Source organism: Streptomyces sp. NPDC002104, assembly GCF_053593795.1.
Genome location: NZ_JBSFDF010000003.1, coordinates 228,918 through 244,887 on the forward strand (window position 1 = coordinate 228,918; position 15,970 = coordinate 244,887).

Sequence of the window (15,970 nt, forward strand, 5' to 3'; positions counted from 1 at the left end):
TTCGCACCAAGAGAACACAAGAGATCGGGACTGAATGACCGCCAGCTATAACGTGGTTGCGACACCACCGCTCTCCCCGCAGGGAACACCAGTCGGCCTGCTCAAGGAACTTGCCGCAGCGCTGGGCAGCCTCGGAGCGATGCTCGGCACCGCCCTTGACGGCCTCACGGTCGGCGAGACGGAACTCGCGCTGAACTCTCTGGAGCCCAAGGACCGACAGGCCATCATGCACGGCCTCGGCTTCCGCAAGGTCGAGCCGCGGCGCTTCGGGCGCGTACTCAGCGAGCAGGTGCTCAAGCGATTGCAGCGAGTGGAGCCGCAAGTCCACCGGCACCCCCTGCGCCACCTCACCGAGCGGATCATGAACGACATCGACCGTGTGGTCGCCGAGTTCGGGACCGACCGCACCGCGCCCGGACTCGTCGACCGCTGGGGGACACGCCTGCTCGGCCTGGCACTGTTCTCCCACATCCAGGCATCGGCGTACGACGCCCGTCTGCTCATATGGGCCGCCGGCCACGACTGGTTCGGCATGGACGCGGACGAGACGGCCCGGGACGCGGTGTTCGAGGCGGCCCAGCGGGTGATCGACGAGACCAGCGGCTTCCAGCTGACCGGCCTGCATGGGGACCCCACCGCGCCACCCGAGGACACGGTGACCAAGGAGGCGCAGCTGGTGACGGCCGTTCCGGGGCCCCGGCTGCCCGGCCACACCGAGCCTTCGAAGCCGGCTGAGCCAACTGCGGAACAGGGACAGTACCCCTCGGGCGACCTGGACTCCATGGAGGAGCTGGCCGCGGTCGAGGAGGAGCTCCAGCGCGTCGTCGAGGAGGCACGAGGAGCTGCCGACCGACTCCGCGTCGCTCTGGTGGACGGGTGCCCGCCCGCCGCCACCGATCTGACACGGCTCGCGGTGGTCCCTCCGGCGTTCGCCCGCGCGCGGTCCGCGCTTTCCGCGCTCGGCGTCGCCGGGGTCGCCGACCGCCTCGACGACATCCTCGCGGCGATCGACGAGCTCCGTGCGCGGGCCGAACGGAAGGAGAGGAACGCCGAGACCCGTCGCGCGGTGGCCACGGTGACGACGCTCCGTTGCTCCCCGGACAGCGCCGTGGCCGGCGTGCTCGCGGACGCCAGGCAGCGTGCGGACGCGCTGCTCGCGAAGCATGAGTGGGACGAACAGGACGATGCCGGCGCGCACTTCCTCACGCTGCTAGTACACCTCGCCGGCATGAAGGACCAGTCAGGCGCGCAGCAGGAAGTCATCGAACTCCAGCAGCAGCTGTCGGTCGCTCATCCGCCGTACGCCGTGGCAGCAGTCCTGTACGCGCAGATTACGGTGACCGAGGGCGGGTCCGGCGACGACGACACGGCCGTCCGGCTGGCGGACGGTCCCGCCGCGTCGCAGGAGACCCCAGACCGCACCGTCTTCCCGGAGGCCGCCACCGCTACGGAGGGCGACACCGGAGCGTCGGCGTCGCAGGGTCGGCAGGTCCGCCGCACCGAGGAGCCCGGACCCGTCGGGTTCGGGACGACCGATGGTGGAGAACCACGGACCGCACGGCCCCGGCCGGTCATCGCGGACCTCACCCCGACCACGGCAGCACCCGGTACCGAAACGGGGAGCGCTGACAGGACCCGGAGGCAGAACGTCGAGTCGGTCCTCGCCCGCCTCATCGCCGAAAGGCGCTTCGGCCTCGCCGCCCACCTGTCACAGGCCGCCGACCGTCCGGACGCGGAGTCCGCGGTCCTGCGCCTGGCCGCTGCTGCGACACTGCTGCGCACCAGGACCGGTGGCGCGGCTCAGGTCATTGAGGAGTCGCTGCACGAGTGGGAGGCCCGCAAGGAGAGCGACACCGACGTGTTGTCCCTGCTCTTGCTGCCCACCCTGGTCCGCGCGGCGCTCGTGACGGGCGCGCCCGTGGTCGGCGCGCAGCTGCGAGCACTCGCCCCCCAACTGCCTGACGCATTGCATGAGGTGGCCACCACGGTGGCGGAGCGGGCCCTGCAGGGCGCACTGCTCGTCGCGCCGCCCCACGCCGTCGTCGCCGATGTCTCCCACACCGAGAGCGAGCTGCGCACAGCTGTGGAGGCCTGCCAGGCCCTGCTCACCGTGCCACGCTTGCGCTTCCAACGGGCCAGTGCCATGGTGCAGCGCTGGCTGACTCCGACGGGCCTTCTCGGTAGCGTGCTGACCGCGATCGTCTCCGGAACCCCGGACGCCGCGACGCGCGCGGACGAGCTGCTGGAGAGCCTCGCCCGGCGTACGCAGGTCGAGGCGGCGATTGATGAGATGGACTCCGTGCTGCGCGGCCCGGGCGGCCGTGGCCTCCAGGGATCGGGCCGTAACAACGTCCGCCACTGCCTGGAACGTGTGCGCGAGGCCGTGCGGCAGTGGCGTGCGGTCAAACGCGACCTCGAAGCCGGCCGTGCGGAGGAGAACGTGTGGGCGTTCGAGTCCGTGGCCGCGCTGCGCCTTTCCCTCCTTGGGCTGCGCGAACGGGTCGCTGACGACCTCGCCTCGGCCGAACGCAGTTCCGCGGTGCTGGCCAAAGCCACCGCTTACGTGGCCCGGGGCCTGTTCGCAGAGGTCTTCGCCGGACTCGATGCCGACAGCAGGCCGGTCGAGACGGGACCGGAGCCGGACATCGAGCAGTTCATGGACGCCGAGCTCCACAAGGCGTGGCCGGGCGAACCCGGTGAGAAGCCGACCGTGGACCGGCTGCTGGGAGCCGTGGACCGTACCTGGGACGACGCCATCGCGTACCAGCTCGCTCGCGACGAGTTCGGCGTGGTCCGAACGATCACCGATCTCGCTGACCTCGGCGTCCTCCCGGTGGCCCACACTCTGACCCTCACCGAGGAACGCCGAGCAGACCTCACCGGGACCGAGAGGGAGCGACGATCGGCGCTCGCGGGAAAGCAGGGGGAACTGGCCGCCCGGCTCCGCCGCTCCCAGGCGGATGAGGCACTCACAGTCGAACAGGACGTCAGCCTGCAGGAGTTGCTGGCAGACGCCGGCAAGCACTTGGAGCACGACGGGCCGGATGGGCTGGCCTCTGCCCGTCGGAACCTCGATCGGGTCGAGGAGCTCCTTCCTCGCTACCGCAAGGAGGCCGCTGACCGGCTGCGTGCCCGGCTGGACGCACTGACGGACGTGAGCGCGGAGGACCGCGAACGAGTCCGGCGCAATCTGGATACCGACAGCCTGGCCACCGCGGCCGAGCTCGTCTACTTCCTGGAACTGGGCGAGCCGGTACCGGAGATCAGGTCCGAAGACTCGCATCTGGAGGCATTCTTCCCCGCGGTGCCGGACGCCCTGCCCGGCGGTGTGGACGCCGGGCTGATCACTGCCGTGCGGACCCGCGGCCGGTACGGTGACCACGCGGTGCTGGACTACGCGGGACTTTCGGAAGAGGAGGCTGAACGTGCCACCGCGGCAATGGAGTTGTGGAGCGCGCTCGCCACGACCAAGGACCGCATCAAGATCAACCCGCGAGAGAGCCTCACGCCGGCTCTGTCCCTGCTCGGATACGAGGCGCGGCGGGCCCGGCCTCTGGACGATTTGCCCCGCGGCAAGGACTATCGGTTCTTCGAACTGGCCGACGTACACGTCACCGGCCGCGCCTGGGCACCGGCCTTTGGATCCCAGATCAAGGACCGGGGCGGTAAACTGCGTGCTCTGCTGATCTGGGGCCGCCCCGCGGCGAAGTTGCTCATCAGCCGCGCACTCCAGGACCCCGACGAGAGCAGTCTGCTCGTCGTCCACTTCGGGACGCTGGACAGCAGGACCCGTATCGAACTGGCCGCCGCCTCACAGGACACCAAGCCGATCATGGTCGTCGACGACGCTGCGCTGGCCTACCTCGTCGCGCACGGCAACCGGCGGGTGGACGCCACGACCGAGACGCTGCTGCCGTTCTCCGCGGTGAACCCGTACATCAAGGAGAAGCGCGGCCAGATCGGCCGGGAGATGTTCTACGGCCGCGACCGTGAGCGCAAGAGCATCCACGACCCGGCTGGGACGCAGATCCTCTACGGCGGCCGGGGCCTCGGCAAGTCGGCACTGCTCGCCGACGCGGGTGACCGGTTCGAGGAACAGCGCCCTGGGGCGTACCGCAAGCTCTACCTCAACCTGGACAAGATCGGGATTGGCCGGGGTACCGCCCTTGGCGCGGAGGCCATCTGGCCCACGCTGGACCAGGAGCTGATCAAGGAGGGCGTCCTGGAGGAGCCGCGGCGCCGCGGCCCGCAGCAGGAGTCCTGGCAGCGGGTCACCGACGGCATCGACCGTTGGCTTACCCAGGACCCCGACCGGCGGCTGCTCATCCTCCTCGACGAGTGCGACCGCTTCTTCGAGGCGGACGTGCCCGAATGCACGGAGACCCGCCGGCTGCGCGGGCTGGGCGAGGACTCGCGCGGCCGGGCCAAGGTCGTCTTCGCCGGCCTGCACTCGGTTCAGCGCTTCACCCGGCTCGCCAGGAACGGTCCGTTCAGCCACTTGGCGCAGACCCCGACGGTCGTGGGGCCGCTCGCCCCGCAGTTCGCGGCCGACCTCATCGTGCATCCCATGCGTGCGCTCGGCTTCGAGTTCGCCGATGTGGACCTGGTCAACCGCGTGCTCGGCTTCTGTTCGTACCAGCCGTTCCTGCTGCAGATCTTCGGTAGCAGGATGGTGCAGGTCATGCAGGGCAGGCGTGCGCGCACGTCGCTGGGTCCGCCGCCCTACACCATCGGCGAAAGCGATGTGGACGCGGTGGAGCAGGACGCATCGTTGCGGTCTGACATCACCGCGGCGTTCAAGGACACCCTTGCCCTGGACGACCGCTACCACGTCATCGCAAACGTCCTCGCACAGCACGCCCGAGACAACGGCCTGGAAACCCGGCTCAGCGACCGGGAGTTGCGGGAGGAATGTGCCGGCTGGTGGCCCCGGGGCTTCGAGCAACTGGACAGTGAGGGATTCCGCGCCTACCTGCAGGAGATGGTCGGGCTCGGCGTCCTGGCGCCGAACCACGACGGGCAGGGCTGGCACCTGCGAGGGCCCAACGCACTCCGCATGATCGGCACGGCCCAGGAGATCGAGGCGCGGCTGCTACGGGCGGAGAAGGAGTCTCGGCTGGAGGAGACGGTTGTTCTGGAGAGCCGTCCGGACCTCTATGACGGTGGGTCAGCCCCCCTGACCGTGAACCAGATCGACTACTTGCTGGGGGAGGACCACAACCAGGTGCGTGTCGTGCTCGGTACGCAGGCGACCGGTGTCGCTGATGTGGAGCGGACCTTGCGAGAGGTGACCGGCAGGGTGGCGGGCTGGGCGGTGCCTCCGATCGGCAGCGCCAAAGCGTTCCGCAGGGAACTCGCCGGGGGCAGCGTGGGTGAGCGGCGACTGCTCATCAGTGATCTGTCGCTGGGCAGTGAGAAGTCCTGCCGGGAGTCACTCGACCTGGCCAGGGCGGTCCTGCCCGAGGTCGCCGAAGCCGCCAGGTCCGTGGTCCTGGTGTCGGGTGTGGCACAGCTCGACTTCTGGTCCGGCCTCCTCACCGGCCCCGACGCCGACCAGGACAGCGTCGTGGTGCTGCGGCGGCACGACATGCGCAGCATGAAGGACTGGACGCAGCGCTACAGTCTGTGTGAGACGGAGGAGCGACTGACCCGTCTCGCGGCGGCGACCGGTGGCTGGCCCTACCTGCTGGACTTGTCCCTGCAGTTGCGCAAGGGCGAGCCGGACCAGGACCGGGTGCTGGGCGACCTGACGTCGTGGCTGCAGCAGATCCGTGGCGCCGAACAGTTCGTCGAGGCCGTGGGTCTGCTGGAGAGCGATCGCCTGAAGGCCGTCTACGACGGGGTCGTCGAACAGCTCGGCACGGACTGGCACGACGACGCCTACCTCGTTACCGCGGCCGAGATGGCAGGCCTCTCCTCCGAGGATGCGCGCTGGGCAGTCACCTGCCTGGAGGCGCTCCAGGTGTTGGACCGGGACGGATCACGTCTGCGTGTCGAGCCGGTCTTCCATGCAGCGCTGGGCGTACTCGACACCACGGTCTGATCAGCCGGTGGGGCTGGGGCTGTGCTGGCCCCACCTAGGTTGTGCGGACGCGTGCTGCTGTGCTGGTTTTGATCGGCTGATGTCCAGAGTTTGGATCGTGCATGATGCGGGGTGGCGGGCGTGAGGTGCTCAGTGCCAGCAGCTCGCCGCCCGCGCAATGACGTTGCGGGCCTTGCCGCGTTGTTCGTGGCCGCCGCTATAGCCAGGAGGAGAGTGCCGTGCTGCCGCTTCGGGGAACGGAAGCGTGAGCGGCTGCTGTTGATCCGCCGCGGATCAGGAACCCGGAACGTCGAACAAAGGCGGCTGTGAGGTAGGTGGGGAGTATGAGTTCACCTTCGGTCTCTTCTTGGTGCTGCGGCTGCGGGCGCGTGTCGCCCGTGCACGGGGCGTCTCATCGCTCGTTTCGAACCCCAACACGACGCTGTACCCCTCGCGGGCACGCTGCAGCCCGAAGTTCCGCAGCTGCTCGACGCTGGTTCCCACAGTTCCGACCAAGCCGAGCTTCACCAAATCTGCGAACTCCGAGCCCACGAGGTGGCGGCCCACTCTTTCGTAGCTGAAAATGCGCCCACCCCTACTTCCGAGCGTGCAGTCGTCGTTGAGGAGAACGCGGGCGTACGAGACGGGAATGTACATGCCGTGGGCCAGCTCGGAGGTAGGTGCTGCTGACTCCCGCCAGTGTGCGAACTTCAGAAAGCATGAGTCCTGGGATAGGCGCCACTCGTGGGAGCGTGCAGGCTTGGAGCTGAGCTTTGCAACCCGGTCCAAGCGGTCCATCTGGTCCAGGAGTTGCTTGTTCACCCGGTATTCCTTGGTTCGGGGGCTCAGCCGTTTGTACTGGACGAGGACGAAGCTGTGGCTGGGGTGGTGGTAGTAGATCATGTCCGTGCCCAGTCGGCTCTCGACCGGAGTGGCATTGACGTTGACGACCTCGAGGCGACGTCCGGTGGAGTCTTCCAGCACGTGAATGTCGCATCGCAGGTCACCGACGCCTCGCCAGTCATCGAAAAGCGGGCCCTCGCTGCCCAGGCCGGCTCTTACGTCGTGGTCGATGAGGCTGTTCTCCACAGGGTCTGGGATGAGCCCAGCGAGGTACGGCGCGTCCCGTGAGGCGGGGCGTCCCCAGGCCGACAGTGCAGAATGAGGGAAATCGGTTACCCGAGTGAGGGACTGAGCCGCGTCTCTCTGTTCCTGCCACGCACGGTCCGCTGCGTCCTCGACATCGAAGCGGATCGGGTTGAGATTCGCGAGCAGCCACTCGATGTACGGGGCCAACTCGGGGTGACGCCTCAGGAGTGCTTCCTGAAGAGCCTGCCAGGTTGTCTTGCCACAGTGTCCCGCACTTCCCGCGAGAGCCTGCTCCACGTGGGATCGATGCGTCAAAGAAAGGGAGGCCAAGATCCCGTCGGGACCGTCCAGAGGCACCGGCCGAGGACACCTGCGCATGGGCTCGATGGTGATGCTGCTGTCGACCGGTCCCACGGTGTTGAAGCGCTGAACCGATCCGACCCAGGTGATGAAGCGGCCGTGTTCGGAGAACTCCTTGCGGCTGTTGTTCGTGGGAGAAGTTCGGTTGTCGCACACCAGAAACGCTAATCGTGTACCGCTGTCGGATGTGTCGAGCCCTGTGGGTAGCCCCTTCGTAAAGCGCTCTGTGATGCGCCAGTCGGATTCGTTCTTGGCCATCTGGGCCGAGGTGAGGGTCACTATGTAGGTCACGAGCGGACTCTATCGATGTCACTGTGGCTGTAAACGCCCGCCGTCCCCGCAGGTGCCGGGCGCGCGCGGGGCTGAGCTGGGTTCAGTTCGGGGACCGGGCGACTGAGTCAGTACCGTCTGCGGCGAGTGAAGGCTCGTGGAACTGCGGCATGGCAGTACGGCAACCGGCCCGGATCCAGAAGGTGCGGCCTGGCTTGCGGTGACCGGTTGCTTGATCGCGACGGGCAAGTCTGAGGTGCTCTCTGGGGAAGCGGTCGGCCTGAAGCCTTTGATCTGAATGATCCACCGTCAGAAAACTCAGCATCTGGTCAGCATCAGCCCCCCGCCGTTCCGAAGCGGCTGTCCGGTGCGATGCCTGGTCGGCAGCGTCGCAACAGCCTGGTGCCCACGGAAGCGCAGGCCAGGAGCCTTCTCGTCAGGAGCAGTCGATTTTCCTTCAGATCTCCGATCTGACGCCTCCCGGTGTAGAGTGCAGGACGCCCTTGACCTGCAGAAAGCAGGCAGGGAGCCGTCTCCTAGGAGCTCAAAATGCTTCGCACCATGTTCAAGTCCAAGATCCACCGGGCCACCGTCACCCAGGCCGACCTGCACTACGTCGGGTCCGTGACCATCGACGCCGATCTCCTCGACGCGGCGGACCTGCTGCCCGGCGAGCTCGTGCACATCGTGGACATCACCAACGGGGCGCGGCTGGAGACGTACGTCATCAAGGGCGAGCGCGGATCCGGGGTCATCGGGATCAACGGGGCCGCCGCGCACCTCGTGCACCCCGGTGACCTGGTCATCCTCATCAGCTACGGGCAGATGGAAGACGCGGAGGCGCGCGTGTTCGAGCCGCGGGTCGTCCACGTCGACGGGGACAATCGCATCATCGAACTGGGTGTGGATCCGTCCGCCCCGGTTCCGGGAACGGACCAGGAGCGCAGCCCCCACGCGGTGGCTGTCTGAGGGGAGTCGGGACGATGGCGCAGACCGGGTCGAGCGAATCGATCAAGATCGTGGACGACCGCCCGTCGGGGCGGCTGCTGGCCGTCGAGGACGGGGCGGTGGTCGGATACATCGCCTACTTCGTGCTCGCCGAGACGCCGCACGCCCTCGTGGCGGTGCACACCATCGTCGAGCCCGGGCACGAGGGCCGCGGGATCGCCGGGAACCTCGTGAAGACCTTCTACGGGATCGCGGCCGACGAGGGCGTGCCCGTCGTCCCGCTCTGCCCGTATGCCGCGAGCTGGGCCGCCAAACATCCCGAGCAGGCGCCCGAGGCGCCGGCCGGGGTGGTGGCCGCGGCCAAGGCGCAGCTCGACTCGGACTCCGACCTCTGGTGACGCCGTCCGCGCCGAGGCAGTAGTACGCAGCAGTACAGCGGGCGCCGGGCCCCGGACCGGGGGACCCTGGAGGTATGACACAGCCTCCCGTCCCCGGCCCGGCCCCGGTTCCCGATCCCTTCCCGGACCCGGGCCCGCTGCCCCGGCCCGAGCCGCCGACACCGGGTCCGGTGCCCGAACCCGACCCGGTTCCGCCGCCGCCCGGCCCCGCGCCGCAGCCCGCGCCCGAGCCGTGGAGCTGACCGGGCGCTGACCAGGCGCTGACCGGTCGCCGAGCCGCCCGCCGCGTCAGTCCGTACGGACTTCGGAGCGGTCGCCGCTCCACAGCGTGTGGTACGAGCCCTCGCGGTCGGTGCGCCGGTAGGTGTGCGCCCCGAAGAAGTCGCGCTGGCCCTGGGTCAGCGCGGCCGGGAGCCGCTCCGAGCGCAGGGCGTCGTAGTACGCCAGCGAGGCCGCGAAGGCCGGTACCGGGATGCCCTGGCGGACCGCGGCCACCAGCACCTCGCGCCAGTCGTCCTGCGCGGCGCCGATCTCATCGGCGAAGCCGGCGTCCGCCAGCAGGCTCGGCAGCTCCGGACGGGCGTCGTAGGCGGCGCGGATCCGGTCCAGGAACGCGGCCCGGATGATGCAGCCGCCGCGCCACAGCGAGGCCACGGCGCCCGGGTCCACGCCCCAGCCGTACTCCTCGCTGCCGGCCTGGATCTGGTGGAAGCCCTGCGTGTAGGAGACGATCTTCGAGGCGTACAGGGCCTGCTCCACCCGGGCCGCGAAGGCGTCCGCCGCCCCGGCGGAGAGCGGCTCGGCCGTCGGGCCCGCCAGGCCGCGGGCGGCCGTACGCAGCTCGCCGTGGCCCGACACCGCGCGGGCGAAGACCGCCTCGGCGATGCCGGACACCGGAACGCCCAGGTCGAGGGCGATCTGCACGGTCCAGCGGCCGGTGCCCTTCTGCTCGGCGGCGTCGGCCACCACGTCCACGAACGGCCGGCCGGTCGCGGCGTCCGTGTGCGCGAGGACCTCGGCGGTGATCTCGATCAGGTACGAGTCCAGCCGGCCCCTGTTCCAGGCGCGGAAGGTCTCGGCGATCTTCGCGGGGGAGTAACCGGCCACCTCGCGCAGCAGGTGGTAGGCCTCCGCGATCAGCTGCATGTCCGCGTATTCGATGCCGTTGTGCACCATCTTCACGAAGTGCCCGGCGCCGTCGGGCCCCACGTGCGAGGTGCAGGGCGTGCCGTCTTCGGCCTTGGCGGCGATCTTCTCCAGCAGCGGGCCGAGCGAGGCGTACGACTCCTCGGATCCGCCCGGCATGATGCTCGGGCCGAGCAGCGCGCCCTCCTCGCCGCCCGAGATGCCGACGCCCACGAAGTGCAGGCCCTGCTCGCGCAGCTCCTTCTCCCGGCGGCGGGTGTCCTCGAAGTGGGCGTTCCCGCCGTCGATGATCACATCGCCCGGCTCCAGCAGCGGGGCGAACTCGCGGATCACCGCGTCGGTCGGCTCACCGGCCTTCACCATGATGATCAGACGGCGCGGGCGCTCCAGCGCGTCCACGAACTCCTTCGCGCTCCCGGCGGCCACGAAGGAGCCCTCGTGCCCGAACTCCTCCACCAGCGCCGTGGTCTTGGCGGTGGTCCGGTTGTGGACGGCGACGGTGAATCCGTTGCGGGCGAAGTTGCGGGCGAGGTTGCTGCCCATCACCGCGAGTCCGGTGACGCCGATCTGGGCCGTGCTGCTGGTCATGTGCGTGCGCTCCTGAGTGCGTCGACAATGCATCCGATGTGCGGAGGAATGCAGGGAACACCGACGCTACCCCGGTGGAGATCCTTACCGGTGTCCTACATTCGGCGCGAAACCAACTTCCGCTCGAACGCGTTGTGTTGTGCGCCTTGTCATGCTCGGGTCGTGGCGTTAGGTTGCGAGGTTCCTGATGTCTTCGATGGGGGCTCCCATGGGTGTACGGGGCCGGCACCGCCGGTATCAGCCGAGCAGCATCAACCGTGCTTCGCTCGTCGTCACCGCGGGCGGAGCCGGGATCGCGCTGCCGCTGATCGGAGCGGGCGCGGCGCACGCCGCGTCGGTGGACACCTGGAACAAGGTCGCCACCTGCGAATCCACGAGCAACTGGCGGATCAACACCGGCAACGGCTACTACGGCGGGCTCCAGTTCAGCCAGAGCACCTGGCGTGCCTTCGGCGGTACCGCGTACGCCGCCCGTGCCGATCTGGCCACCAAGGCGCAGCAGATCGCCGTGGCGGAGAAGGTGCTGAAGGGGCAGGGGCCGCAGGCCTGGCCGGTCTGCGGGAAGCAGGCGGGCCTGAGCCGCAGCGGCCCGGCGCCCGCGCCCGGCGCCCAGGGCAGGGTCACGGGCCCGGGGAAGGCCACGGCTCCGAAGGTCGCGGCGCCGGCCGCCAAGGCGGCTCCGCACGTGGCCCCGAAGGCCGCTCCCCAGGCCGCGGCGCCCCGTCCGTCCGGGGCTCCCGTCCTGCCGAACCCCTATGTCGTCGCTCCCGGGGACTCGCTGTCGGCGATCGCCACCGAGCAGCACGTCGACGGCGGCTGGCAGTCCCTGTACGCGACCAACCGGGCCGTCGTGGGCGGTGACCCGGACCTGATCTTCCCCGGGCAGCGGCTCACCCTGCGCGTCACGGCCGCGCCGCCCGCGCAGAATCCGGAGAAGCCGCCGCGGACGGCCGAGCCCGTGAAGCCGGCGAAGCCCGCGGAGCAGGCCGGTACGAAGCCCGCCGAGAAGCCGCCGGCGAAGCCGCAGAAGCCCGCCGAGAAGCCGCAGACCCCCTCCGGAGCCTTCAGCGCCCCGGTCGACGCGGGCCTCGGCACCGGTTACCACGTCGCGGGTGCGTCGTGGTCCAGCGGCTACCACACGGGGATCGACTTCCCGGTGGCCACAGGCACCACCGTCAAGGCCGTCAGCAGCGGGCAGATCGTCTCAGCGGGCTGGGCCGGTGCGTACGGATACCAGGTCGTCATCCGGCACACCGACGGCCGGTACTCCCAGTACGCGCACCTCTCGGCGCTCTCGGTCAAAGCCGGTGCGACGGTCTCCGGCGGGCAGCGGATCGGCCGTTCCGGGGCGACGGGCAACGTGACCGGGCCGCACCTGCACTTCGAGATGCGCACGGGACCCGGCTACGGCACCGACATCGACCCGCTGAGGTACCTGCGGTCCCACGGAGTCAGCATCTGAAGCCGGGGCCGGGGCCGGGGCCGGAACCGAGGCCGGAGCCGCGGCGGAAGCCGGAGACCCGGCCGTGGACGGGGTCCCGGCCACCGGCCGGGCCACCGACCGGGTCCCGGCCACGGGCGGAGCCGGGACCGGTGCGGGTCCCGACGGTACGGGCACCCGCGCCTCCCGGGGTGCGAGGGTGAGCAGGACGAGCCCGGTCGCCGCCGCCACCGCGCTCACCAGCGCCGCGGCGACGCCGAGCGCCCCGTAGCGGAAGCCCTCGTCGAACAGCGCGATGCCGACCGCCGCCGCGACCACCGGGTTGGCCACCGTCACGGTGGCCAGCGGGGCGGTGAGCCCGGCACCCCGGTACGCCGCCTGCGACAGCAGCAGTCCGGTGGTGGCCAGTGCGGCGATCGCGGTCAGCTCCGGCCACAGCGTGACCAGCGCGTCCGGGGCGAAGCCCTCGGCCACCGACTTGGTGAACACCGAGGCCATCCCGAAGGCGGCCCCGGCCGCCGTGGCCAGCAGCACGCTGTGCGCCGTGACCCGCCGCACCCGGCGCGCGGCCAGGAACAGTACGGACACCAGGGCCCCGGTCGCGGCCAGGAACAGGCTCTGCTCCCCGCCCGACAGGGACTGTTCGGCCCGCCCGCCCCCGCCGGTCAGGGCCAGCAGCCCGGCCAGCCCGGCCGTGGCCAGGACGGCACCGCGCCAGGCCGCCGCTCCGGCCCGGCGCCCGACGAACACGGCCGCCATCGGGAGCGCGAAGACGATGGTGAGAGCGCCGAGCGGCTGCACCAGGCTCAGCGGTCCGTACGCGAGCGCCACCACGTGCAGCAGGGCCCCGAGGCCGTTCAGCGCGATCGCGGCGTACCAGGCGGGCCTGCGCACCGGTGCGTAGGACCCGGCGCGCCGGCCCGTGGTACCGGACGCGACGCGCTCCTGGACGATCGCTCCGGCCGCGTACGCCACGGCTGACACCAGGCACAGCAGGACCGAAAAGGCTAGGGCGCTCATAAAAGTCACAATGCCCGAGTCGGGAGCGCTATTCCTCCCCCTGGAGGCGGGGACGGGTACGCCCTGCGGCGTACTCCTAACGCAGTAGCCGGGATCGGGAGAGTGCGTTTGTCTTCCCGCGCGCGCGATCCGTACACTAGCCCTTTTGGGGAGTTCCGCATCCGGCGGACGCGGACGACTGATCAAGGAACGCAGCGGGTATGACGGTGACCGAAGACAGCCAGGAGCAGGGCCACGCCTTCGGGCCCGGCATCGACCCCGACCGCCTGGCCCTCTGCCTGAGCGTGCTCGACGAGCTCGACAAGATCGACGTCGACCACCCGGACGCGATCGCCGTGCGCCGCGCCACCGCCGGTGTCTACCGGACGGTCAAGCAGCGCCGCCGCCAGGACCGCCGCGCCGCCAAGACCGCCAACGACAAGGCCGTCACCGAGGCGACCGCGACCGGCTCCGCCGAGCGCATCGACGACGAGACCGAGGGCCTGCTGCCCTCCTCGGTCACGGAGACCGGCCGGATCGCCGGGATCCTCGAGCGCCCGCGCTCCTGCTACGTCTGCAAGACGCGATACGTCGAGGTCGACTACTTCTACCACCAGCTCTGCCCGGGCTGCGCCGTCGAGAACCGGACCAAGCGGGAAGCCCGTGCCGACCTCACCGGCAAGCGCGCGCTGCTCACCGGCGGCCGGGCCAAGATCGGCATGTACATCGCGCTGCGGCTGCTGCGCGACGGTGCGCACACCACGATCACCACCCGCTTCCCCAAGGACGCCATCCGCCGCTTCAAGGCGATGGACGACTCGGCGGACTGGATGCACCGGCTGGAGGTCGTCGGCATCGACCTGCGCGACCCGGCCCAGTCGGTCGCGCTCGCCGAGCAGGTGGCCGCGGCCGGCCCGCTCGACATCCTGATCAACAACGCGACGCAGACCGTGCGCCGCCTGCCCAGTGCCTACGCGGCGCTGGTCGAGGGGGAGAGTGCCCCGCTGCCGGCCGGCGAGCTCCCGGCCCACCACGTCATCGGGGCCTTCAACTCCGGCGCCGTCGACGGCCTGGCGGCGCTGCCCGTCGGCGTGAGCGGGCTCGAGGCGCAGAAGGTCGCCGACCTCGCACTGGTCGCCGGCAACGCCAGCCTGGAGCGGCACCTCGCCGGCACCGCCATCGACGCGGGCGGCCTGCTGCCCGACGTCGTCGACAGCAACACGTGGGTGCAGACCATCGACCAGATCTCCCCGGTGGAGCTGCTCGAGACCCAGCTGTGCAACTACACGTCGCCGTTCATCCTGATCAGCGCGCTGCGGCCGGCCATGGCCGACGCCGCCCGGAAGGCGGCCAACGGCCGGGCGTACGTCGTCAACGTCTCGGCGATGGAGGGCGTCTTCAGCCGCGGCTACAAGGGTGCGGGGCACCCGAACACCAACGCCGCCAAGGCCGCGATGAACATGGTGACCCGGACCAGCGGCCAGGAGATGTTCCAGACCGACCGGATCCTGATGACCTCGGTCGACACCGGCTGGATCACGGACGAGCGCCCGCACTTCGACAAGCTCCGCCTCGCCGAGGAGGGCTTCCACGCCCCGCTCGACCTGGTCGACGGCGCGGCCCGGGTCTACGACCCGATCGTCCGCGGCGAGCTCGGCGAGGACCTCTACGGGGTCTTCCTCAAGGACTACGCGCCCGCCAACTGGTAGGCCTCTGCTCATCTGAGCGCCCCCGGTCCCTCTCGGAAGAGGGGCCGGGGGCGCTCCGTTTTTCATGCGGTACGGCCGTAGGCCCCCGCCGCGAGCAGCTCCAGCACGGGCCGCCAGTCCTCCAGTACGCCCGCGTCCAGGCCCGCGGAGCGGCCCGCCTCCGCCGCGTGCCCGAGGGACTCCGCGTCGGGGTCGGGCCCGGGAACCGGGGCCCCGGGCCCGTGGAGCCGTACGAGCCGGGCCACCCGCTCGCCCAGCAGGGGGCGGATCGCCTCCGCCGGATGATCGATCAAAAGCCCCGCGACCTGCAGTTCCTTGTCGGAGGGGTGCGAGCGGCGCAGCAGCGCGGCGACCCGCAGCCCGTGGCCGTGGCCGGGACCGCTGCGCAGCAGGTCCATCAGTTCCCCGACGCTTCCGACGACCACCGGCACCTCGGACTTCGCCACTGTCGTTCCTTCCGTCGCCCGACCGCGTATCACCCGTATGGCGCCGTCGAGCAGATCAGCCGTACGCGACGCGCCGACGTGCAAGGTGATGAACTCGTAGCGAAAACAAGCTGTCCGGAGTGGATTTTACTATTCCATCGAGCGGGGGTGCGCTCATATGTGTACTCTGATCGCCATGAGAGCCCCACACGGGCCCTCGCTCCACCAAGGCGCCACCGCGTCCGGAAAAACCTTCTCTTCCCGCACCGGCGCGCGGTTCGCACGCCGGGTAACGCGACACAAAGGAGTGCGCGGTGACACCTGAAATGACGAAGACCGAGCAGGCGCCGAAGGAACGGACGGGATCGCGGAACAGCAAGCGTCCCGAGACGCTCGGCAACCTGGAGGTCTGGGCCCGGTCCGCTCCCATCCGTCTCGCCGGCTACGAGGACGACCTCGCGGAGCCGCACATCCTGCCCGGCATCGACTAGCCGTACGGCACGGACCGCCCGCCGTCCCGGTGACGCACCGGGACGGCGGGCGGCGGTGTGCGGGGGTGGTGGCCGGCGGTCGGT

9 protein-coding genes and 1 pseudogene are annotated in these 15,970 nt (G+C 70.2%); 6 read left to right on the top strand and 4 right to left on the bottom strand.

Going from position 1 to position 15,970, the window contains the following annotated elements:
* Nucleotides 1–34: 34 nt before the first annotated feature.
* On the top strand, nt 35–6,043 hold the full coding sequence (locus ACWCP2_RS04695) for a hypothetical protein (protein WP_450907122.1): 6,009 nt from the start codon (nt 35–37) through the stop codon (nt 6,041–6,043).
* 273 nt (nt 6,044–6,316) lie between these two features.
* Here ACWCP2_RS04695 and ACWCP2_RS04700 read toward each other — a convergent pair whose 3' ends face one another.
* The gene (locus ACWCP2_RS04700) at nt 6,317–7,762 is read right to left on the bottom strand and encodes a hypothetical protein (protein ID WP_450907123.1); all 1,446 of its coding nucleotides are present in this window, start codon (nt 7,760–7,762) and stop codon (nt 6,317–6,319) included.
* 528 nt (nt 7,763–8,290) lie between these two features.
* On the opposite strand from ACWCP2_RS04700, the gene panD reads away from it, so the two are divergent.
* Both panD and ACWCP2_RS04710 read left to right on the top strand, forming a co-directional pair.
* On the top strand, nt 8,291–8,710 hold the full coding sequence (gene panD, locus ACWCP2_RS04705) for an aspartate 1-decarboxylase (RefSeq protein ID WP_383948972.1): 420 nt from the start codon (nt 8,291–8,293) through the stop codon (nt 8,708–8,710).
* 14 nt (nt 8,711–8,724) lie between these two features.
* Nucleotides 8,725–9,087: a GNAT family N-acetyltransferase gene (locus tag ACWCP2_RS04710; RefSeq protein ID WP_450907124.1), complete on the top strand. Its 363-nt coding sequence runs from the start codon at nt 8,725–8,727 to the stop codon at nt 9,085–9,087.
* A gap of 288 nt (nt 9,088–9,375) precedes the next feature.
* Here ACWCP2_RS04710 and gndA read toward each other — a convergent pair whose 3' ends face one another.
* Nucleotides 9,376–10,821, bottom strand: a complete 1,446-nt coding sequence (gene gndA, locus ACWCP2_RS04715; RefSeq protein WP_450907125.1) for an NADP-dependent phosphogluconate dehydrogenase — start codon at nt 10,819–10,821, stop codon at nt 9,376–9,378.
* Nucleotides 10,822–11,029: 208 nt separating this feature from the next.
* Here gndA and ACWCP2_RS04720 point away from each other — a divergent pair, with 208 nt between their 5' ends.
* Entirely contained in the window at nt 11,030–12,283 is a 1,254-nt protein-coding gene (locus ACWCP2_RS04720; RefSeq protein WP_450907126.1) for a transglycosylase family protein, read from the top strand.
* 213 nt (nt 12,284–12,496) lie between these two features.
* Here the strand turns inward: ACWCP2_RS04720 and ACWCP2_RS04725 are convergent.
* A pseudogene (locus tag ACWCP2_RS04725) lies at nt 12,497–13,282 on the bottom strand (DMT family transporter); the annotation flags it as partial.
* A 200-nt stretch (nt 13,283–13,482) separates the two neighbouring features.
* Here ACWCP2_RS04725 and ACWCP2_RS04730 point away from each other — a divergent pair.
* A complete protein-coding gene (locus ACWCP2_RS04730) occupies nt 13,483–14,970 on the top strand; it encodes an SDR family NAD(P)-dependent oxidoreductase (RefSeq protein ID WP_450907127.1) in 1,488 nt (495 codons plus the stop codon).
* Nucleotides 14,971–15,032: 62 nt separating this feature from the next.
* Here ACWCP2_RS04730 and ACWCP2_RS04735 read toward each other — a convergent pair whose 3' ends face one another.
* Nucleotides 15,033–15,368, bottom strand: coding sequence for a hypothetical protein (locus ACWCP2_RS04735; RefSeq protein WP_450907160.1), 336 nt, complete (start codon nt 15,366–15,368; stop codon nt 15,033–15,035).
* Nucleotides 15,369–15,709: 341 nt separating this feature from the next.
* Here ACWCP2_RS04735 and ACWCP2_RS04740 point away from each other — a divergent pair, with 341 nt between their 5' ends.
* Complete coding sequence (locus ACWCP2_RS04740; protein WP_450907128.1) at nt 15,710–15,886, top strand: hypothetical protein; 177 nt, start codon at nt 15,710–15,712, stop codon at nt 15,884–15,886.
* Nucleotides 15,887–15,970: the final 84 nt, after the last annotated feature.